This is a genomic window from Actinokineospora iranica (assembly GCF_900101685.1).
GTDB classification, from domain to species: domain Bacteria; phylum Actinomycetota; class Actinomycetes; order Mycobacteriales; family Pseudonocardiaceae; genus Actinokineospora; species Actinokineospora iranica.
In genome coordinates, this window is sequence record NZ_FMZZ01000002.1 from 175733 (window position 1) to 195036 (window position 19304).

General features: G+C 72.4%; 20 protein-coding genes. 10 read left to right on the forward strand and 10 right to left on the reverse strand.

Annotated elements, in window-relative coordinates; genetic code table 11:
• The first annotated feature begins 29 nt into the window (after positions 1-29).
• Positions 30-1586 (forward strand): hypothetical protein, encoded by a 1557-nt coding sequence (locus tag BLS56_RS31275; protein ID WP_175482694.1) that lies wholly within the window; start codon positions 30-32, stop codon positions 1584-1586.
• A 47-nt stretch (positions 1587-1633) separates the two neighbouring features.
• On the forward strand, positions 1634-2626 hold the full coding sequence (locus BLS56_RS06105) for a hypothetical protein (protein ID WP_091448947.1): 993 nt from the start codon (positions 1634-1636) through the stop codon (positions 2624-2626).
• Between the two features lie 174 nt (positions 2627-2800).
• On the opposite strand, the gene BLS56_RS06110 is transcribed toward BLS56_RS06105, so the two are convergent.
• The 3 genes from BLS56_RS06110 to BLS56_RS06120 are packed head-to-tail and all read right to left on the reverse strand — an operon-like array spanning position 2801 to position 6737.
• Positions 2801-3481: an SDR family NAD(P)-dependent oxidoreductase gene (locus BLS56_RS06110; RefSeq protein ID WP_228771419.1), complete on the reverse strand. Its 681-nt coding sequence runs from the start codon at positions 3479-3481 to the stop codon at positions 2801-2803.
• Positions 3478-4698: a class I SAM-dependent RNA methyltransferase gene (locus BLS56_RS06115; protein WP_091448949.1), complete on the reverse strand. Its 1221-nt coding sequence runs from the start codon at positions 4696-4698 to the stop codon at positions 3478-3480. Before BLS56_RS06115 ends, BLS56_RS06110 begins: the two co-directional genes overlap by 4 nt.
• Positions 4695-6737 (reverse strand): APC family permease, encoded by a 2043-nt coding sequence (locus BLS56_RS06120; RefSeq protein WP_091448950.1) that lies wholly within the window; start codon positions 6735-6737, stop codon positions 4695-4697. The genes BLS56_RS06115 and BLS56_RS06120 overlap by 4 nt, the downstream gene beginning before the upstream one ends.
• Before the next feature lie 114 nt (positions 6738-6851).
• On the opposite strand from BLS56_RS06120, the gene BLS56_RS06125 reads away from it, so the two are divergent.
• Both BLS56_RS06125 and BLS56_RS06130 read left to right on the forward strand, forming a co-directional pair.
• Positions 6852-7517, forward strand: coding sequence for a potassium channel family protein (locus BLS56_RS06125; RefSeq protein ID WP_091449269.1), 666 nt, complete (start codon positions 6852-6854; stop codon positions 7515-7517).
• Complete coding sequence (locus BLS56_RS06130) at positions 7517-8173, forward strand: potassium channel family protein (RefSeq protein ID WP_091448951.1); 657 nt, start codon at positions 7517-7519, stop codon at positions 8171-8173. The genes BLS56_RS06125 and BLS56_RS06130 overlap by 1 nt, the downstream gene beginning before the upstream one ends.
• 82 nt (positions 8174-8255) lie before the next feature.
• Here BLS56_RS06130 and BLS56_RS06135 read toward each other — a convergent pair whose 3' ends face one another.
• The 3 genes from BLS56_RS06135 to BLS56_RS06145 all read right to left on the reverse strand — a co-directional run bounded on the left by BLS56_RS06135 (position 8256) and on the right by BLS56_RS06145 (position 10697).
• Positions 8256-9206 (reverse strand): acyl-CoA desaturase, encoded by a 951-nt coding sequence (locus tag BLS56_RS06135; protein ID WP_091448952.1) that lies wholly within the window; start codon positions 9204-9206, stop codon positions 8256-8258.
• Positions 9207-9505: 299 nt separating this feature from the next.
• Complete coding sequence (locus BLS56_RS06140) at positions 9506-10303, reverse strand: DUF3159 domain-containing protein (RefSeq protein ID WP_091448953.1); 798 nt, start codon at positions 10301-10303, stop codon at positions 9506-9508.
• A 13-nt stretch (positions 10304-10316) separates the two neighbouring features.
• Positions 10317-10697: an OB-fold nucleic acid binding domain-containing protein gene (locus BLS56_RS06145; protein ID WP_091448954.1), complete on the reverse strand. Its 381-nt coding sequence runs from the start codon at positions 10695-10697 to the stop codon at positions 10317-10319.
• 96 nt (positions 10698-10793) lie between these two features.
• Here BLS56_RS06145 and BLS56_RS06150 point away from each other — a divergent pair, with 96 nt between their 5' ends.
• Entirely contained in the window at positions 10794-11516 is a 723-nt protein-coding gene (locus BLS56_RS06150; RefSeq protein WP_091448955.1) for an alpha/beta fold hydrolase, read from the forward strand.
• 358 nt (positions 11517-11874) lie between these two features.
• Here BLS56_RS06150 and BLS56_RS06155 read toward each other — a convergent pair whose 3' ends face one another.
• The gene (locus BLS56_RS06155) at positions 11875-12525 is read right to left on the reverse strand and encodes a DUF3710 domain-containing protein (RefSeq protein WP_091448956.1); all 651 of its coding nucleotides are present in this window, start codon (positions 12523-12525) and stop codon (positions 11875-11877) included.
• A complete protein-coding gene (gene dut / locus BLS56_RS06160; RefSeq protein ID WP_091448957.1) occupies positions 12525-13013 on the reverse strand; it encodes a dUTP diphosphatase in 489 nt (162 codons plus the stop codon). The genes BLS56_RS06155 and dut overlap by 1 nt, the downstream gene beginning before the upstream one ends.
• A 24-nt stretch (positions 13014-13037) precedes the next feature.
• Here dut and BLS56_RS06165 point away from each other — a divergent pair, with 24 nt between their 5' ends.
• Complete coding sequence (locus BLS56_RS06165; RefSeq protein WP_091448958.1) at positions 13038-13568, forward strand: DUF3093 domain-containing protein; 531 nt, start codon at positions 13038-13040, stop codon at positions 13566-13568.
• A gap of 126 nt (positions 13569-13694) precedes the next feature.
• Here BLS56_RS06165 and BLS56_RS06170 read toward each other — a convergent pair whose 3' ends face one another.
• Positions 13695-14003, reverse strand: a complete 309-nt coding sequence (locus BLS56_RS06170; RefSeq protein WP_091448959.1) for a DUF4193 domain-containing protein — start codon at positions 14001-14003, stop codon at positions 13695-13697.
• Between the two features lie 511 nt (positions 14004-14514).
• Here BLS56_RS06170 and cei point away from each other — a divergent pair.
• The gene (gene cei / locus BLS56_RS06175) at positions 14515-15219 is read left to right on the forward strand and encodes an envelope integrity protein Cei (protein ID WP_175482695.1); all 705 of its coding nucleotides are present in this window, start codon (positions 14515-14517) and stop codon (positions 15217-15219) included.
• A gap of 276 nt (positions 15220-15495) precedes the next feature.
• Here the strand turns inward: cei and BLS56_RS06180 are convergent, their stop codons facing one another.
• The gene (locus tag BLS56_RS06180; protein WP_228771420.1) at positions 15496-16293 is read right to left on the reverse strand and encodes an inositol monophosphatase family protein; all 798 of its coding nucleotides are present in this window, start codon (positions 16291-16293) and stop codon (positions 15496-15498) included.
• A gap of 81 nt (positions 16294-16374) precedes the next feature.
• Between BLS56_RS06180 and ppgK the strand changes: the two genes are divergently transcribed.
• The 3 genes from ppgK (at position 16375) to BLS56_RS06195 (ending at position 19248) form a co-directional block, all read left to right on the forward strand.
• Positions 16375-17136: a polyphosphate--glucose phosphotransferase gene (gene ppgK / locus BLS56_RS06185; RefSeq protein ID WP_091448961.1), complete on the forward strand. Its 762-nt coding sequence runs from the start codon at positions 16375-16377 to the stop codon at positions 17134-17136.
• Between the two features lie 227 nt (positions 17137-17363).
• Positions 17364-18683 carry an RNA polymerase sigma factor gene (locus BLS56_RS06190; RefSeq protein ID WP_091448962.1) on the forward strand — a complete coding sequence of 440 codons (1320 nt, stop codon included), beginning with the start codon at positions 17364-17366 and terminating at the stop codon, positions 18681-18683.
• 382 nt (positions 18684-19065) lie between these two features.
• Complete coding sequence (locus BLS56_RS06195) at positions 19066-19248, forward strand: DUF7455 domain-containing protein (protein ID WP_091448963.1); 183 nt, start codon at positions 19066-19068, stop codon at positions 19246-19248.
• The last annotated feature ends 56 nt before the right edge of the window (positions 19249-19304 follow it).

Below are 19304 nucleotides of genomic sequence, written 5' to 3' on the forward strand. Positions count from 1 at the left end.
GCGCACAAGATCTCCCTATGCTCGGCCGGGTGCCCATCGCATTCGACACGACCGGCCTGCGCCAGACCGACCCGAGCACCTGGCAGGCCGCGGGCGGCGACGTCGTCCAGTTGCACTACTTCAACCTGGTCCCCGACCTGCCCGGCTCCCTGCGCGACCAGGCAGGCCTGCGCCGGGCGATGGCGGCGGCGTGCGCGGCCCAGGGCGCGGCCCTGGTCGAGGCGTGGGTGCTGGCGGTGGACTCGGTGCCCGCCCTGTTCCAGATCGTCAAGCTGCCGCAGCCGGGGCGACCGGCGGGGGTGACGTTCGTCGGCAGCTTCACGTTCCCGAAGGCCGCCTGCGGCGCGGTGCTCAAGCTGATCGCGGCCGAGGGGCCGGTCACCGGGACACGGGAGGCGGCGGTCATGGCCCAGGTGGGCCCGCAGGGCATGGTCATCGCGCACCCGTACGCCCCGGACCTGCCCGCGAGCGCCGCGGACGACCCGGCCTGGGACGCGCGCTTCCCGGACCACCCCCTCACCCGCGTCCGCGCCTGGGCGCACCGCACGGTCGCCACGGCCCGCGTCGACCCGGGCTTCGCCCAGCTGCCGGAGTTCGACCCGGCCCCACCGCCGCAGCGGGCGCACCCGGCCCCGCAGGCGGTCCCGGCTCCACCGGCTGCGCCCATGCCGCGGCCAGCACCCCTCCCACAGCGGGCACCCGTTCCGCAGCCAGCACCCCTTCCACCGGCCGCGCCCGTTCCACACGCCGCACCAGTTCCACAGCAGGCACCGGCCCCACCGGCACAGGAGGTCCCGCCGCGGACACAGCCTCCGCAGGTGCCCCCGCCGCAGGCGCAGTCCGCGCAGCCGCGCCCAGTCCAGCCCGATGCTCCGAAATCGCCCGCCGAGGTGGGCGACATGCTGGTGTCCGTGGCGCTCGGTCTGCCGCTGGCCGGGTATCTGCCGGTGTGGCACGACGGCGGGCTGGTGTCGTACTGGCGGATGAAGGACCCGGCCGCCACCCTGGCCCGGCTCGGCCGGGGCGTGGTCTCCCGCGCGGAGGTCGACACCCGCCGCTACCGGGAGTGCGCCATGCTCAACGCGGCCGGGGGCACGATGCTGCTCCTGGAGCGGTTCCGGTCCGAGGGCGGCGGCATCGCCGCGGAGAACCACGACCTGGAGCCTGCCACCGAGGAGCAGGCGCGGGCCGCGATCACCGATGCGGCGCTCGCCGAGCTGTACGAGTGGATCGGCGAGTGCGTGCTCGCCGCCGCCCAGCGCGGCGAGTTCCTCGCCGTCGAGTCCGGGGGCTGGACGGTTCCCCTGCGGCCGTGCCTGCTGTCCATGGTGCGCCCGCACCCGAACGGGCAGGAGGTGTTCTCCGTCGTGGAGGCGTCCCCGGTGCCGGTGGGCGCCCCGATCTGGGTGGACGACCAGCCGGTCGACGGCGACGGCCAACTGCTCGCGGCGCCGAGCGACGACGCCCGGCTGCGGGCCGTGGGCCACCTGACCAGGTTCGCGGTGGACGCGTGGGGCGTTCACCCGTTCGAGTTGGGACTGTCGTTCGGTCCCAACCCGACGATCTCCACGGCCGCCACCGGGTAGGGTTTCCCCGCGACACAGGGGGACGAACCGCGCACGGGGGGACAGCTATGACCGAGCCAGGCCCGGTGATGGAGCAGGCGGAACTCGCCAGGCTCACCAAGGAAGTCGGCCGCGCGCTGGTGCGCGCGGCGGGCCCGGACTGGCAGCGCATCCGCGCCGAATACCGTTCGGCGGGCAGACACATCGAGGTCGACGTGCTCGTCACCAGCGCGGGCGAGGACGCCCCGCACCCGGTGCGCCCGCCGATGGAGGTCGTGGAGGGCCTGGGCCGGATCCGGGCGGGCATGTACCGGCCGGGCCGGGGCACGTGGCTCAGCGCGGTGTACGAGATCGAGCCACCCGGCGCGTTCGCCTGCGAGTTCGAGCCGGACGTCGAACCCGCCTGGCGCCGCGTCCCGCCCCCGATCGGCTTCGCCGACGAGTTGCGGACCTTCCCCCGCTCGGAGGAGTTCATCCCGGACTGGTTCCGCGCCCGCGCGGGCCTGCCCCCCGCGGTGTCGAGCGAGACCCAGGCCGCCCACACCCCGCCCGGCGGCATCGAACTCCCCACCGCGGGCAAGCACGCCGCCGACGCTCCACAGCAAACCGACGGCCTCCCGACGGGCCAGCCGACCAGCGGTGGGCCCGGCAGCGGTCAACCAGGCAGTGGTCAACCAGTCGGTGGCCAGCACGGTCCCGGCCAGGCGGGCGGCGGCCACCCCGGCCCGGGCCAGCCGATCCCGGCTCACCACCGGAGCGGACAGCACGCGGGTGCCGGGCAGCCGGGCGGCTCGTGGCCCGGCGGTCCCGGCCGACCGCCCGCGGGTCAGCCGGGCCAGCACTCAGGCGGCCGCCCGCCCCAGGGACCGCCGAATCCCGGCGCGCCCAGCGGCCCCCCGCCCCGCCCGGACGGCGGCGGCAGGCACGCGAGCCCGCCGCACCCCGGCGGCAGGCCGCCACAGGGACCAGCGCCGACCCCCGGCCGCGGTTTTCCACCCCCGCAAGGGTTTCCGCCACCGGACGGCCCGCCCCAGCGGTTCACCCCGCCACCAGCCCAGTGACCTGACCACCTCGGTGGCCTGGGCAACCCAGTGACCAGACCAGCGCGGTGACTTGAGCAGCGCGGTGACCACCAGCACGGCGACTTGAGCAGCACGGCGACCCAACCAGTGCGGTGACCTGACCGGGGCTAATGACCGGCGAAGCCGCTGCCTGGCAAGTGCCTGCCGGGCGGTCTACCAGGGCAGCGGTTCCCCATGGCGGAAGAACCCGCCGGTGGGGCCGTTGTCGGGCAGGTCGGCCGCCCACAGGACGCTGGCGGCGCCGGACTCGACCGGGCCGCCGCCGGGGCCGCCCATGTCCGTGGCGACCCAGCCGGGGCAGACGGCGTTGACCAGGATGCCCTCCCCCGCCAGGTCCGCCGCGAAGGAACGGGTGATGGCGTTCAACGCGGCCTTGGTCACCGCGTAGGCGGGCGTCGACGCGCCCATGCCCGCCAGGGAGCCGCCCTCGCTGGAGACCATCACCACCCGGGCGGAGCGGGCGCGGCGCAGCAGGGGCAGGAACGCCTGGGTGCACGCCCAAGCGCCCAAAGCGTTGGTGCGCCAGGCTTCCTCGACGATCTCCAGGTCCGCTGTGGACGGTCGCTGGCCGGTGTCGTAGTGGATCGCGGCGTTGTTGACCAGCACGTCCACCCGGCCCACCTCGTCGGCGAGCTCAGCGACCAGGCCGCGCGGGTCGCCGGTGACGTCGAGCGCGCGGGGCAGCACCCGGCCCGTGATCCGGGCCGCAGCCGCCCGGCCGCGTTCGATGTCGCGGGAGCCCAGGACGACGGTGTCCCCGCGCGCGGCGAGGGCGCGCGCGACCGCGAAGCCGATGCCCCGGTTGGCCCCGGTGACGACCGCGACCCGGCTCACCGCCGCTCCAGCAGGGCGACGCATTCCACGTGGTGGGTCATCGGGAACGTGTCGAACGCGCGCAGGCGGGTCAGGCCGTAGCCGTGCTCGGCGAAGGAGGCCACGTCCCTGGCCAGGGCCGCCGGGTCGCACGCGACGTAGACGACCCGGTCGGGGGAGCGGGCGGCGATCGCCTCGACCACCTCGCGGCCCGCGCCCTTGCGGGGCGGGTCGAGCACGACCGTGCGGGGCGCGGGCAGGTCCGCGTCGGCGAGGACGTCCTCGACCTTGCCCGCGAATATCCGGGTCTGCGGCAGGTCTGCCAGGTTATCCGCGCCGTCTTCTGCCGCCCGGCGGGACGATTCCACCGCCACCACTGTCCCTTGTGGACCGACCTGTGCTGCCAGCACCGAGGCGAACAGGCCGACCCCGGCGTAGAGGTCCCACGCCGCGTCTCCCTCGCCCGCCCCGGACCACTCCCCGACGACCTCGGCCAGGACGTCGGCGGCGTCCGGGTGGACCTGCCAGAACCCGTGCGCGGACAGCCGCCACTCCCGGCGCGCCGCCCGCTCGACCACCGTGGCCGAGCCCAGCACCCGGTGCGGCGCCAGCACCGGCTTGCCGCTGCGCAGCCGCCCCTTGTCCGGCAGCAGCTCGCTGGCGTGGGTGCGGCCGGTGGCGTCCACCGCGACCTCCAGTTCCGCGCCCGGGGTCCACTCGCGGTTGGCCAGCACGTCGACCGTGCCCGGCGCGGCGATCACGCAGTCCAGCACCGGCACGACGCGGTGGCTGCGGTGCGCGCGGAACCCGACGCGGCCCCCGCGGTCGACGGCGAGCCGGGTGCGGGTGCGCCAGTGCGTCAGCCCGCCAGCCAGCTCCTCGACCTCGACGTCCCAGTCGAGCCCGGCGAGCCGCCGCAGCTGCTCTGCGACGACCGCCGCCTTGAGCCTGCGCTGCTCCGGCCCGGAGGCGTGCTGCCAGTCGCAGCCGCCGCAGCCGCCCGGCACGGCCACCGGGCACGGCGGGACCACCCGCTCGGGGGAGGGGGTCAGCACCTCGACCGCGTCGCCGCGGCAGAACGAGCCGCCCTTGTCCTCGGTGATCTCCACCACTACCCGCTCCCCGGGCAGCGCGTGCCGGACGAACACCACCCGCCCCTCGGCGCGGGCGACGCAGTGCCCGCCGTGGGCGACCGCGCCGACCTCGACCTCGAAGCGCTTGCCTGTCCAGTCCGTCACTTGTGTTTGTCCTTGTCGTCGTCCTTACTACTGCCATTGGCCTTGCTTCTATCCAAGGTGAATCCGCGACGGATGGCGCCGGGGGCGACCACCTCGCGGTCGGTGACCTTCTCCGACGACGCGAGCTGCCACGGCACGCTGGTCACCATGACCCCGGGCTGGAACAGCAGCCTGCCCTTGAGCCGCAGCGCGCTCTGGTTGTGCAGGAACTGCTCCCACCAGTGGCCCACGACGTACTCGGGGATGAACACGGTGACCACGTCGCGCGGGTTGTCGGTGCGCACCCGCTTCACATAGTCCAGCACGGGCTTGGTGATCTCGCGGTACGGCGACTCGATCACCTTGAGCGGCACGGAGAAGTTCTCCTTGTCCCACTCGGCGACCAGGCGCTTGGTGTCGACGTCGTCGACGTTGACGGTGATCGCCTCGATCACGTCCGGCCGGGTGGCGCGGGCGTAGGCCAGGGCGCGGCGGGTCGGCAGGTGCAGCTTGGACACCAGCACGATGGTGTGGATGCGCGAGGGCAGCACGAACACCCGCTCGCCCTCGGCGCGGGCAAGCTCCTCGTTGACCCGGTCGTAGTGCTTGCGGATCGCGGTCATCAGCGCGTAGATGGCGGCCATGGCCGCGATCGCGATCCACGCGCCGAGCAGGAACTTGGTGATCAGCACGACCACCAGGACCGAGCCGGTCATCGCCAGGCCGAAGCCGTTGATGGCCTGCGCGCGCCGCATCCGCCGCCGCTCCGCCGGGTCGGTCTCGGTGGCCAGCAGCCGGTTCCAGTGCCGGATCATGCCGGTCTGGCTCATCGTGAACGACACGAACACGCCAACGATGTAGAGCTGGATGAGCTTGGTGACCTCGGCGTCGAACGCGATGACCAGAACGATCGCGAACCCGGCGAGGCCGATGATGCCGTTGGAGAAGGCCAGCCGGTCGCCCCGGGTGTGCAGCTGCCGGGGCAGGTAGCGGTCCTGGGCGAGGATCGAGCCGAGGACCGGGAAGCCGTTGAACGCGGTGTTCGCGGCCAGCACGAGGATCAGCGCGGTCACGATGGTGATGAAGAAGAACCCGACCGGGAAGCCTTCGAACACCGCGCCCGCGATCTGGGCGACCATCGTCTTCTGCTCGTAGCCGGGGGGCGCGTTCACCAGCTGGGTGGCCGGGTCCTCGGCGACCCGCACGCCGGTGAGCTGGGCGAGCACGATCAGGCCCATCAGCATGACCACCGCGATGCCCCCCATCAGCAGCAGCGTCGTGGCCGCGTTCTTCGACTTGGGCTTGCGGAAGGCGGGGACGCCGTTGCTGATGGCCTCGACGCCGGTGAGCGCGGCGCAGCCGGAGGAGAACGCGCGCAGCACCAGGAAGACCAGGGCCAGGCCCATCAGGTCGCCGTTCTCCGCGTGCAGCTCCAGGTTCGCGCTCTCGGCTGGCATGTCCTCGTTGAGGACGAAACCGCGGAACAGGCCGTAGCCGATCATGCCCATGATCCCGACCATGAAGGCGTAGGTGGGGATCGCGAACGCGGCGCCGGACTCGCGGATGCCGCGCAGGTTGATCGCGGTGAGCACCGCGATCGCGAGGACCGCGAACTCGACCTTGTGGGTGGCCACGAACGGGACAGCCGAGCCGATGTTGGCCGCGGCCGAGGCGATGGACACCGCCACGGTGAGCACGTAGTCCACGAGCAGGGCGCTGGCGACGGTGAGCCCGGCTCGTCTGCCCAGGTTGACCGTGGCGACCTCGTAGTCACCGCCGCCGGAGGGGTAGGCGCGGACGTTCTGCCGGTAGCTGGCGACGACGGTGAGCATCACGACGACGACCACCACCCCGACCCACGGCGCGAACGCGTACGCCGACAGGCCCGCCACCGACAGCATCAGGAAGATCTCTTCCGGCGCGTAGGCCACCGACGACATCGCGTCGGAGGCGAACACCGGCAGCGCGATGCGCTTGGGCAGCAGCGTGTGCGCCAGTCGGTCGCTGCGGAACGGCCGTCCGACGAGCAGCCGTTTCGCCGCCGTTGAGAACTTGGACACGGAGGCACAGCGTAGGCGGTCCCGTCACCGTTTCGGAGCAGCCACCGGTAGGTTCCTCACTGTCACTCGGTGAGAGTGTCACTCGACGAGTGGACAGTGGACAGGAGGCTGGTCGTGCACGTGGTGATCATGGGCTGCGGCCGCGTGGGGGCCTCCATGGCCGCCGCGCTGGAGCGGCTGGACCACTCTGTGGCCGTGATCGACAAGGACGCCCAGGCTTTCCGCAGGCTCGGCGCCGACTTCCACGGCCAGCAGGTCGTCGGCACCGGGTTCGACCGGCAGGTGATGATCGAGGCGGGCATCGAGCGCGCGGGCGCGTTCGCCGCGGTCTCCAGCGGCGACAACTCCAACATCATCTCCGCCCGGGTGGCCCGGGAGACCTTCGGCGTCGAGCACGTCGTCGCGCGCATCTACGACCCCAAGCGCGCCGAGGTCTACGAGCGCCTGGGCATCCCCACGGTGGCGACGGTGCCGTGGACGACCGACCGCCTGCTGCGCACCCTGCTCCCCGACGGCGTCGCCTCGGCGTGGCGCGATCCGACGGGCAAGGTGGCGCTGCTGCAGGTCCCGCTGCACGAGGGCTGGGTCGGGCGCACGGTGAAGGAGTTCCAGGCCGCCACCGGCTGCCGGGTGGCGTTCGTGATGCGCTTCGGCACCGGCGTGCTGCCCGAGACCAAGACCGTGATCCAGGCCGACGACCAGCTCTACATCGCGGCGCTGTCGGGGACCCTCAGCGACGTCACGGCGGCCGCGGCGCAGGCGCCGGAGGAGGGACACTGATGCGGGTCGCGATCGCCGGGGCCGGGGCCGTGGGCCGCTCCATCGCCGCCGAGCTGGTCAGCGGCGACCACCAGGTCATGCTGATCGAGCGCGAGGCCAAGCAGTTCGAGCCGCACACCGTCGAGCAGGCCGAATGGGTCCTGGCCGACGCCTGCGAGCTGGCATCGCTGGAGGACGCGGGCTTGCAGCTGTGCGACTGCGTCATCGCGGCCACCGGCGACGACAAGGTCAACCTGGTCGTGTCCCTGCTGGCCAAGACCGTCTTCGCCGTCCGCCGCGTCGTCGCCCGGGTGAACGACCCGGCCAACGAGTGGCTGTTCACCGGAGCCTGGGGCGTCGACGTGGCCGTCTCCACCCCCCGGGTCCTGGCGGCCATGGTCGAGGAAGCGGTGAGCGTGGGCGGCCTGGTGCAGTTGCTGACCCTGCGCCAGGGCCAGGCGAACCTGGTCGAGATGACCCTGCCCGCGGACACGCCGTGGGCGGGCAGGCCCGTCCGCGAGGTCCACCTCCCCCGCGACGCCGCCCTGGTGACCATCCTGCGCGGCGGCCGGGTGATCGTCCCGCAGGCCGACGACCCGCTGGAGGGCGGCGACGAGCTGCTGTTCGTCGCCTCGGCGGACGTCGAGGGCGAGATCAGGAAAGCCTTGGGCCACTAACGGCGCGCGGTTAACGGCAAACAGTAAGAGACGCCTTCCGGCATCACGGAAGGCGGCCCTTACCTGTCAGCGGGTCAGCGGGTCACGCGGCGTCGACGCGCAGCTTGGCGATGCGCTCCTGGGTGGGCCAGCGGACGTTCCAGGCCCAGCCGAGCTTCTCGAACGCCCAGATGATCCGGGCGGAGATGTCGAGCTGGCCGCGCAGGACGCCGTGCCGGGCCGAGGTCGGGTCGGCGTGGTGGGAGTTGTGCCAGGACTCGCCGAAGCTCACCAGGGCCAGCGGCCAGAAGTTGGCTGCCTTGTCGCGGGACTTGAACGGGCGCTCGCCGATCATGTGGCAGATCGAGTTCACCGACCAGGTCACGTGGTGCAGCAGGGCGACACGGACGATCCCGGCCCAGAAGAACGCGGTCAGCGCGCCCCACCAGGACCAGGTGACCAGGCCGCCGATGGCCGCGGGGAGCAGCATCGACACGACGGTCAGCAGCGGGAACAGCTGGTCGACCTTGCGCAGGTCGGGGTCGGCGAGCAGGTCGGGGGCGAAGCGCTCGACGTTGGTGCGGTCGCGGTCGAACAGCCAGCCCATGTGCGCGTGCCAGAAGCCCTTGGCGACCGCGATCGGGCCGGTGCCGAACAGCCACGGGGAGTGCGGGTCGCCCTCTCGGTCGGAGAAGGCGTGGTGGCGGCGGTGGTCGGCGACCCATTCGGTGACCGAGCCCTGCGCGGACATCCCGCCCGCGACCGCGAGCAGCACCTTGAGCCACCGCTTCGCGCGGAACGAGCCGTGGGTGAAGAACCGGTGGTAGCCGATGGTGACGCCGAGGCCGGTGAACACGAAGAACGCGGCGCCGATGGCCACGTCCGACCAGCCGAGGCCCCAGCCCCAGGCGAACGGCACGGCCGCGGCCAGCGCCAGCAGCGGGATGGTCACGAACAGCTGGACGCCGAGCTGCTCCACGCCGCCGCGACGGCGGCCGAGCAGCGGTTTCGGACCCTGCGTGGGCGCGGGGGGAGTCTCAAGAGTGGTCGTCACTGGTTGGGTACCTCAACTTCTCCGGCGTCTCCCCCAAGACGTCCCTACGGTTACGTAACCGTAAGTCTACGCGACCGGGCTGGCCTTCGGGTGGCGGAAAAGTGACGGCCCCGAAACGGAACCGCGACCGGCGCGGACAGCACCGGCAGAGACAGCATCGGCGAGGACAGCACCGGAAAGGACAGCGCAGGAAAGGACAGCGCGGAGGCCGCCGCCCGGGTGGGCGGCGGCCTCAGGGAAGCGGTGCGGGAACGACCGCGCGGGAAGACCCAGGCGGTGAAGAACGGCGGAGCGGCCCCTCAGGCGGGCTCTCCGTACTTGGCGCGCAGGGCCGCCTCGACGGCCTCGTCGCTGTCCTCCGCGGACTCCTCAAGCTCGGCCATCCTGCGCTGCGCCCTGCGGACCGCCCACACGGTCACCGCCAGCGCGACGGCGAACAGCGGGTAGCCCATGGCGAGGCGGGCGAACGCGAGCCAGCCGGTGAGGTCTTCGTCGTAGAGCCACTTCTGCACGATGTAGCGCGCGGCGAAGACGGCCACGAAGGTCAGGGTGGCGATGTCGTACCCGAGGCGCGCGACCTTGTCCTGCCGCCAGCCCTGGCCGTAGCCGTTGAGGGCGGACCAGATGACGCCGACCAGCGGCCACCGCACCAGCACCGACAGGGCGAAGACGCCGCCGTAGACCAGGCTCGTCCAGATCCCGAAGAGGAAGAACCCCTTCGCCGACCCGGTCTGGTAGGCGATGAAGGCGGCGATGCCCACGCCGAAGAACCCGGAGATCGCCGGTTGCAGCGGCTCCTTGCGCACGATCCGCAGCACGGTGATCGCCATCGCCGCGCCCAGGGCGCTCCAGATGGCCGCCGTGAGCCCGAAGAACGCGTTCGTCAAGACGAACACCACGACCGGCACCGACGAGTAGATCAGGCCGCTGACGCCGCCCATCTGCTCCAGCAGCGTCGGCGCGCTCTCCGACGGCTCGACAGCGTCCGACTCGGCTGATTCGGCTGGTTCGGCGGAGTCTGGGCGGGCGGTCGCGGCAGCGTCGTCGCTGCCCGCGGGTTCGCCGGACTGGTTGACCTCAGCGGCCGGTTTCGTCATATGACCGGTTTCGTCATGGAGCCGTCTGCAGCTCGTAGTACGGGTTGTAGAGCACCTTGCGACCGTCGCGGACCGCGATCCGGCCGTGGGCCTTGACCGTGCGGCCGGGCTCGATGCCGGGTATCCGACGTCGCCCGAGCCAGACTAGTGTCACGCCCTCGGTCCCGTCGAACAACTCGGCCTCCAAGGTGGCCGCCGCGTCCCTCGGACACAACTCCACACTGCGTAAACGGCCGAACACGGTGACTTCTTCACCCGATCGGCAGTCGCACGCGCGCTGGGCGCCCTGCGCCTCGGCCCGCGTGGACAGGTCGTCCGCGTCAAGCTCTTCCACGTCCGTGGTGAGTTTCTTGACGAGACGGTGCCAGTATCCGTCCCCCTTGGTGCCGCCCATGCGCAGTCATCTCCTGTGGTGGGGGCCGGCCCCGACTACCGCCCCATGCACAATCAGCGTAACCGCGCGCCCCACTACCGGGACAAGGATCGGAACGTGAGTGTGACCCAGCCGCTGAACACCCGGCACACGGCCGTCCTCTTACCCGGAACGGGGTCGGACGACGTGTTCGTCCGGTCGGTTTTCAAGGCGCCGCTGGCCGTCGTGGGCGTGCCGGTCGTCACGCCTGTCCCGGTGCCCGGCCCGGACCTGGTGGGAGCCCATCTGGCGGCCCTGGACGAGGCAGCGGCGGCTGGCCCGATCATCGCGGGCGGCATCTCCCTCGGCGCCCACCTCGCGGCCTCATGGGCGGCCCGCAACCCGGCCCGGTGCGCGGGCCTGCTGCTGGCCCTCCCCGGCTGGTGCGGCGCCGCCGACGGCGCCCCCGCCGCGTTGGCCGCCACCTACAGCGCCGCCGACGTCCGCGCCCGCGGCACCACCGCCGCCCTCGCCTCGGCCGTGCGCGGCGTGGCCCCCTGGCTGGCCGAGGAGCTGACCCGAGCCTGGACCGCCTACGGCGACGGCCTGGCGGACTCCCTGGAGGCCGCGGCGGCCTGCCCCGCCCCGACCTCGGAACAACTGGCGGGCCTGGACGTCCCCACCGGCATCGCCGCCTGCACAGACGACCCGGTCCACCCGGCGGAAGTGGCCAGAACCTGGGCGGCGGCCCTCCCCACGGCGGAACTGTGCTCGACTCGCCTGGAAATCATCGGCGCGGACCCCGCCGCCCTGGGCCGCGCCGCCGTCCTCGGCTGGCTCCGCGCCCGCCTGCGCTACTGACCCACCGAACCCCGCGTGCCCGGGGAAGACGGTCGCGCCGCTCGGCCAGTTCGATCAGGGCGCGGGAACAGCCCCGCGTGCGCGGGGAAGACGACGGCGAGTTGCACCGGGTGCAGCACGCGTCCGGAACAGCCCCGCGTGCGCGGGGAAGACAGCTTTCGCACGGTCGGCCAGCAACAGCAACGCGGAACAGCCCCGCGTGCGCGGGGAAGACGGCCGGCGCGGCCGGCGGCAAGGGCGGCAGGCGGGAACAGCCCCGCGTGCGCGGGGAAGACACTTGTTGACCTGCGGGTTCACGAACCGAAACGGTGTTTCTCATTCACTTCTGTCGAGCCGAACGTCGCCACGGCTAGGGGAGCTACTGAACCTGGTTCTGGGCGGCGATGTGCTCGGCGATGGCCGGGGGCAGGTCGATCTGGAGTGGGGTGCGGACCGGCATCGGTGCCGAACCACGAACAACCACCGTGTTCCGCACCAGCTCACGCAAAGCTCTCGCGCTGGTCTCGGCGATCTCCGGGGGGCCCGCGACGACGCCGCGCAGCATCCAGCGGGGGCCGTCGACGCCGACGAAGCGCAGGGAGACCTCGCCGAGGCTGGCGATCAGCTCCTGGCCCCAGTCGCCCGCCGCGCTGCGGACCGTGGCGCCGTCGCCGCGCAGCTGCTCGGCGAGTTCCCCGCACACTTCGCGCCACAGGCCGCCGGAGCGGGGGGCGGCGTAGGCGTTGAGGGTGAGCTGGCCGACCCCGGTGAGCACGTGCACGGCGCGGACCGGGCCCGCGGGGTCCATCTCGACCTGGAGTTGGGCGCCGTCGGGGACCGGGATGCGGACCGAGCCCAGGTCCAGCCGGGGGAAGTCGTCGTCGGGGGCGTCGGCCTCGTCGTAGGGGCCGTCGGGGGCCTCGACCGCCGTCAGGTCGTCCTCGGCGTCGAAGTCGGCGTCCGCGTGCTCGGACACCCCCACCGGCTCTTCGGCCTCACGCTTGCGACGCCCGCGCCCGAACAGTGCCACTAGTCCTCCGTCCTGTGTCCCGACCCCGCCGATCCGGCGAGCGCATCGTGCCCGCCGGTCGACCCGTGTCCGCCCGCGCCGCGCTGGGTCTGTCCCAGTTCGGCCACCTCGCGGAAAACCGCGTGCTCGACCCGCTGGACCACCAGCTGCGCGACGCGGTCGCCGCGGCGCAGCGCGATGGGCTCACGCGGGTCATGGTTGATCAAACAGACTTTGATCTCGCCGCGGTAGCCCGCGTCGATCGTGCCCGGAGTGTTCACCACGCTGAGACCGAGCCGGGCGGCGAGCCCGGAGCGGGGGTGCACGAAGCCCGCATAGCCCTGGGGCAGCGCGATCGCGACGCCGGTGCCGACCAGCACGCGTTCCCCCGGGGCGAGCACGACGTCCTCGGTCGTCACCAGATCGGCCCCCGCGTCACCCGGTCGGGCATACGACGGGACGGGCACGTCCGGATCCAACCGGGTGAGCAGGACCTCCACGCTGGACACGAGCGGCGAGACTACCCTGGGTCCGTGACCGACACCTCAGGGACGGGCGCACCCACCGCGTCCGCGCCCACCGCGAAGGCGGGTCCGCGCTACGCCGAGCGGCTGCGGGTGACCTGGTACTGGTGGCCGCTGCCGCTGCTGGCCGCCGGGCTGCTCGCCGCCGAGATCCACATGGGCTACCCGGGCGTGCGGGCGTGGCTGCCCTACGCGCTGATCATGCCGCTGACCCTGCTGCTGCTGTGGCAGGCGGGCCGGACCACGGTGAAGGTGGAAGACGGCGAGCTGTGGGTGGCCGACGCGCACCTGCCGCTGGAGTTCGCGGGCGAGATGACGGCGTTCACCGCCAAGGACAAGCGCCACGCGCTGGGGGCGCACCTGGACCCGGCGGCGTTCGTGCAGCACCGCGGCTGGATCGGCCCGGTCGTGCGGGTGCGGGTGACCGATCCGGACGACCCGACGCCCTACTGGGTGTTCAGCGTCCGGGACCCGCAGCGGCTGGCCGCGGCGATGCGCGCGGAGCGCCAGAGCCGGGCTCAAGCGACAGAGCAGGCATAGGCGACAGGGCAGGCATAAGCAACAGCCGGGCGCCCGTTGTTCGGCCACCCGGCTGTCCCCCATGCGCGCGCTGGGCGCGCCTCGGCCGACGCCTGCGGTTGTGCGGCCGGTCGTCAGGCGAGTTTGTCAGGAGCAGTCGCGGCACACGTAGACGCCGCCGTTGTCCTCTGCCAGCCTGCTGCGGTGGTGCACCAGGAAGCACTTCGAGCAGGTGAACTCGTCAGCCTGCTTGGGCACCACGCGGACGGTGAGATCTTCACCGGACAGCGCGGACAGGTCCGCGCCGGGCAGTTCGAAGCTCTCCGCGGTGTCGGTCTCATCAACGTCGACGACGCCGGATTGAGTCTCGTTGCGCCGCGCCTTGAGCTCCTCAAGGGAGTCCTCAGCGAGATCGTCGGCCTCGCTGCGTCGTGGTGCGTCGTAGTCGGTCGCCATCTTCTTTCACCCCTGCGGTCCTTCAGGATGTGGTCGTGCCGCTGGTCAACGTTCCAGGGCCCCGGTTTGTGCCCGCCAATCACGTGACGGAGGTCTCGCTGGCCGCGTCAGGTTTGCAGACCCATCGGAATCGATTCGGCTGGGCGTCTTCGGCGACCGGAGCGGGCAGAGGGTAGCCCATGCGCGGCCCGCCCGTGCAGAGCATCACCCGGGAGGGTGTGTTTCGCCCGGCGCCCTCTCGGACAATCAGGGGATATGGCCTGGTCGGCGCGGGACGACCGCCCTCGCCCCGGACCCGCCCACGTGGTGCGATGCCGACGGCGACGACGGTTGGCGACCGCGCGGTCGCTATCCGCCGCGCTGGGCGGGGTCGCGTCCCGTCCCGGACCTTGTGCGGCACACCGGCCGGAAACGCATAGGCTGATCAGCAACGACAGTCGACGTCGGGGAGACCCGATCGGTGATGTCCACGGGGGTGGGGCATGGCGTCCGTAGGGAGGGCCCGCGCGTGGTGGCAGGAAACCTGAGCCGGGGCACGGCGAGATCACCCCAGCGGTACCGCAAACGGCGGCCGCTTCCCGCCATCGGCCTCGTCATCGTCCTCGGGGTGGCCGCCGCCGCCGTCTGGTACAACGTGATCCAGGCCGAGAAGGACGGCACCGAGGCGCTGGCGTGCGACCCGCCGCCCTCGATCGTCCCGGTCGAGGGCCAGTCGCTGCCCACCCTCGGCCAGGCCCTCACCCGCGACTCCCTCGACCGCACCCCGCCGACGCCCGCCGCCGACGCCCTGGTGCGGGTGGTCAACGCCAGCGGCCAGAACCGCCAGGCAGGCGCGGTCACCGAGACGCTGCGCGAGCTTGGCTTCACCCGCATCGCCCCGCCGGACAACGACGTGCTCTACCGCAACGGCTCGCTCAACTGCCGCGCGCAGATCCGCTTCGGCCAGCAGGGCATGAGTGCCGCGCGCACGCTGAGCCTGATCGAGCCGTGCGCGGAACTGGTCCGCGACGACCGGCAGGACGCCACGGTCGACCTGGCCATCGGGCGGATCTTCGACCACCTGCAGCCCCGGCCGGAGGCCCGCCGCGTCCTCGAACAGCTCAACGAGTGGACGATGACCAACCCCGGCGACCAGGGCGGCTTGGCGGCCGACGGCTCCACCGCGGCCCCGGTCGAGGCCTCCCTGCTGCAAGCGGCCCGCGCCGTCCGCTGCTGAGCGGCCATGCCCGACCTCGGAGTCGATGAGCCGCCCGACCGCCGATTAGCGGTCGGCTTGGAACTCGCCCGCGGCCCCGGTCAGGAACTCACCCTGGCACCCGGCCGCCGGGAACCCGCCTCGACTCTCGACCCCAGACTCTGTCCAGAACTCTGCCCAGCACCCCCCTGCCCAGCACCACCCCGCCCAGCACCACCCTGCCCAAGACCGCTCTGCCCAGCACCGGACACAGGACACGGCCCACCGCCCGGCGCGGAACCGTGTGTGGCACCCGGCTCAGAACGCGCCCATGCCGCAGTCGACCAGGGTCGCGCGCAGCGCGTCGGACACCGACGGCGCGCAGGCGAACACCGCGTCCGCGCCCAGGTCCGGCGCCTCGCCCGGCAGCGCGACCACCGCGCCCGCCTCGGCCGCGATCAGCGCGCCCGCCGCCCAGTCCCACCGGGACAGGCCGCGCTCGCAGTAGCCGTCGACCCAGCCCGCGGCGACCGCGCACAGGTCGAGCGCGGCCGAGCCGCAGCGGCGCACGTCCCGCACCTGCCCCAGCAGCGCGCCGACGGCCGCCGCCTGGGCCTTCCTGCGCTCGGACGAGTAGGCGAACCCGGTGGCCACCAGCGTCACGTCGAGCCCGGCGGGCTCGGACACCCGCAGCCGCTCGCCGTCGCGCCAGGCGCCCTGGCCCAGCGCGGCGGTCCACCGCCTGCCCGAGACCGGCTCCACCACCGCGCCCGCGACCGACACGCCGTCGACCTGGGCAGCCACCGACACCGCGTACCAGGGGTAGCCGTAGAGGTAGTTCACGGTGCCGTCGATCGGGTCGACGACCCAGGTCACCCCGGAGCCGGCCGCGCCGCCGTCCTCCTCGCCGAGCACGGCGTCGCCGGGGCGCGCCTGGGCCAGGCGGGCCCGGATCAGCCGCTCCGCGGCCCGGTCGGCCGCGGTGACCACGTCGGTGGCCGTGCTCTTGGTGTCGACGTCGCGGATGGCGCTGTTCCGGCTCGTCCTGGCCAGCTCGCCCGCCTCGGCCGCGACGGCGAGGGCGATGTCGGCCAGGGCCTGTTCGGTGGTGCTCACCCGGCCATACGACCACAAGTGAGCGGCTGCGGCTAATGTCTGCTGCGGACGCTACTGAATCGAGTAGGAAAGGACCCGGGGATGGGTGCAGCCCGCGGTTTCGGAGTGGACATCGGTGGTTCGGGCATCAAGGGATGCGTGGTGGACCTGGAGGCGGGGAAGCTCGTCGGGGAGCGCGTGCGCATCCCGACGCCGTCGCCGTCCACCCCTGACGCGGTGGCCGACGTCGTGGCCGAGATCGTGGAGCAGTTCGGCTGGACCGGCCCGGTGGGCGTGACGCTGCCCGCGGTCATCAAGCGCGGCGTCGCCTACTCCGCGGCCAACATCGACAAGTCCTGGCTGGGCGCCGACGCCGCCGCGCTGTTCACCAAGCGGCTGGGCAGGCAGGAGGGCGAGGTCGTGGTGCTCAACGACGCCGACGCCGCCGGAATGGCCGAAATCCGCTACGGCAGGCCGGACGACCAGGACGGCGTCGTGGTGCTGCTGACCTTCGGCACCGGCATCGGCAGCGCCCTGTTCCTCGACGGCAAGCTCGTGCCCAACACCGAGTTCGGCCACCTGGAGATCGACGGCCACGACGCGGAGACCCGGGCGGCCGCCTCGGTCAAGGAGGAGAACGACCTGTCCTGGGAGGAGTGGGCGCCCCGGGTCAGCCGCTACATCTCCGGCCTGGAGAACCTGATCTGGCCGGACCTGATCATCGCGGGCGGCGGGGTCAGCAAGAAGGCGGACAAGTGGCTCCCGCTGCTCGACGTGCGGACCCGGGTGGTGGCCGCCGAGTTGCGCAACGACGCGGGCATCGTCGGCGCGGCCGTCGCCGCCGAGTCCAACGTCGGGAGCTGACCGCCCGCCGGGTCGATCCGGCTGGTGAATCCCGCCCTGGCCCGGGGAAACTCCGCCCGGCCGACACTTCGACCTTGGCGTTTCCTCAGGCCACGCCGCGCGTCGCTACAATGGAACAGGTCCGCGGCTGAACAAGCCACCGGGCACTCCCCCGAACTCCGGCAGCGACCAGGCGTTTTCCACCTATCCGGGCCGCCGCCGTGATGGACAGTTGTGAAAGGGCGTACGTGGCAGCCGCACGAACCGCAACCCGACGCTCGAGCGCGTCGGCGAGCGCCGCCAAGACGACCAAGAGCGCGCAGCCCGAGGACGACGAGCTGACCGGCGCCAGCAAGACGACGGCGAAGAAGGCGCCCGGCGCCAAGTCCGCCGCGCGGGCTCCGAAGAAGGCCGCCGCCCCGAAGGGCGGCGCCAAGAAGGGCGACGGCCCCGAGGGCGACGAGCCGGACGACCCGGACAACCCCGACCTGTCCGACCTCGAAGAGGTCGAGGTCGAGCCGGTCGAGGAGGCCGTCGAGGAGCCCGAGGAGAAGGACCCCAAGGAGCCGGGCAAGGACGGCGACTTCGTCTGGGACGAGGAGGAGTCCGAGGCGCTGCGGCAGGCCCGCAAGGACGCGGAGCTGACCGCGTCGGCCGACTCCGTGCGCGCCTACCTCAAGCAGATCGGCAAGGTCGCCCTCCTCAACGCCGAGGAGGAGGTCGAGCTCGCCAAGCGGATCGAGGCTGGCCTCTACGCCGCGGAGCGGGTGCGCAAGTCCGAGGACGAGAACGAGAAGCTGCAGCCGCAGCTGCGCCGCGACCTGCGCTGGATCGTCCGCGACGGCGAGCGCGCCAAGAACCACCTGCTGGAGGCGAACCTGCGGCTCGTGGTGTCGCTGGCCAAGCGCTACACCGGCCGCGGCATGGCGTTCCTTGACCTGATCCAGGAGGGCAACCTCGGCCTGATCCGCGCGGTCGAGAAGTTCGACTACACCAAGGGCTACAAGTTCTCCACGTACGCCACCTGGTGGATCCGGCAGGCGATCACCCGCGCGATGGCCGACCAGGCCCGCACCATCCGCATCCCGGTGCACATGGTCGAGGTCATCAACAAGCTCGGGCGCATCCAGCGCGAGCTGCTCCAGGACCTGGGCCGCGAGCCCACCCCGGAGGAGCTGGCCAAGGAAATGGACATCACCCCGGAGAAGGTGCTGGAGATCCAGCAGTACGCCCGGGAGCCCATCTCGCTCGACCAGACCATCGGCGACGAGGGCGACAGCCAGCTCGGCGACTTCATCGAGGACTCCGAGGCCGTGGTGGCCGTGGACGCGGTGTCGTTCACGCTGCTTCAGGACCAGCTCCAGTCGGTCCTGGCGACGCTGTCCGAGCGGGAGGCGGGCGTGGTGCGGCTGCGCTTCGGCCTGACCGACGGCCAGCCGCGCACCCTGGACGAGATCGGCCAGGTCTACGGGGTCACCCGGGAGCGCATCCGCCAGATCGAGTCCAAGACCATGTCGAAGCTGCGGCACCCGTCGCGCTCGCAGGTCCTGCGCGACTACCTGGAATAAGACGAATCGGATTCATGAACACGGTCGGACGCCGCCCGCGGGACTCCCGCCGGGCGGCGTCTGTCGTCGCGGACGGGCGCCGGCGTCCCGCTGTGGCCGAAAACCGTGTTCGCCCGTGGTGAACACGGTCACCTGATCCACAGGTGTCTGATCGGTTTCCAGGCGGGGTATTCCCTGCGTAGACGCGGTTTCCAGCGGGTTTTCTGGGCCAACCGGGTTAATCAAGGGTTACGGAGTTTCACAGCAGGCGCGGGAACACTGCCAAAGGGCTCTGCGTCTGTAAGAGTAGGAAGTGCGAGCACGGCGGAGCTTCCCGCCTCCGTGACCCGCAGCCGATGAGGGCACCGGGCCATTCCGGTGCCGGGACGGAGGGAGAACTCCCATGACGACGACGACGCTCACCCGCCCCGAGCTGACCGCTGCCGACCGCTGTGACCGGTGCGGGGCCGCCGCACAGGTTCGCGCCGTACTTCCCTCCGGAGGAGAACTGCTGTTCTGCGGCCACCACGCTCGTGCGCACGAGGACCGGCTGCGCGAGCTGGCGGCCGAGCTCCAGAAGGGCTGATCTTCTGCCCTTGTCACTGCTGCTCGACGCAAGCGGGCGGGACCCCCAGCGGGGTC

Coding starts and splice junctions, on each gene's coding strand:
- BLS56_RS06170 (WP_091448959.1), bottom strand. CDS start 14,003: ATGGCGACCGACTACGACGCACCACGACGCAGCGAGGCCGACGATCTC.
- BLS56_RS06145 (WP_091448954.1), bottom strand. CDS start 10,697: ATGGGCGGCACCAAGGGGGACGGATACTGGCACCGTCTCGTCAAGAAA.
- BLS56_RS06195 (WP_091448963.1), top strand. CDS start 19,066: ATGACGACGACGACGCTCACCCGCCCCGAGCTGACCGCTGCCGACCGC.
- BLS56_RS06140 (WP_091448953.1), bottom strand. CDS start 10,303: ATGACGAAACCGGCCGCTGAGGTCAACCAGTCCGGCGAACCCGCGGGC.
- ppgK (WP_091448961.1), top strand. CDS start 16,375: ATGGGTGCAGCCCGCGGTTTCGGAGTGGACATCGGTGGTTCGGGCATC.
- BLS56_RS06105 (WP_091448947.1), top strand. CDS start 1,634: ATGACCGAGCCAGGCCCGGTGATGGAGCAGGCGGAACTCGCCAGGCTC.
- BLS56_RS06130 (WP_091448951.1), top strand. CDS start 7,517: ATGCGGGTCGCGATCGCCGGGGCCGGGGCCGTGGGCCGCTCCATCGCC.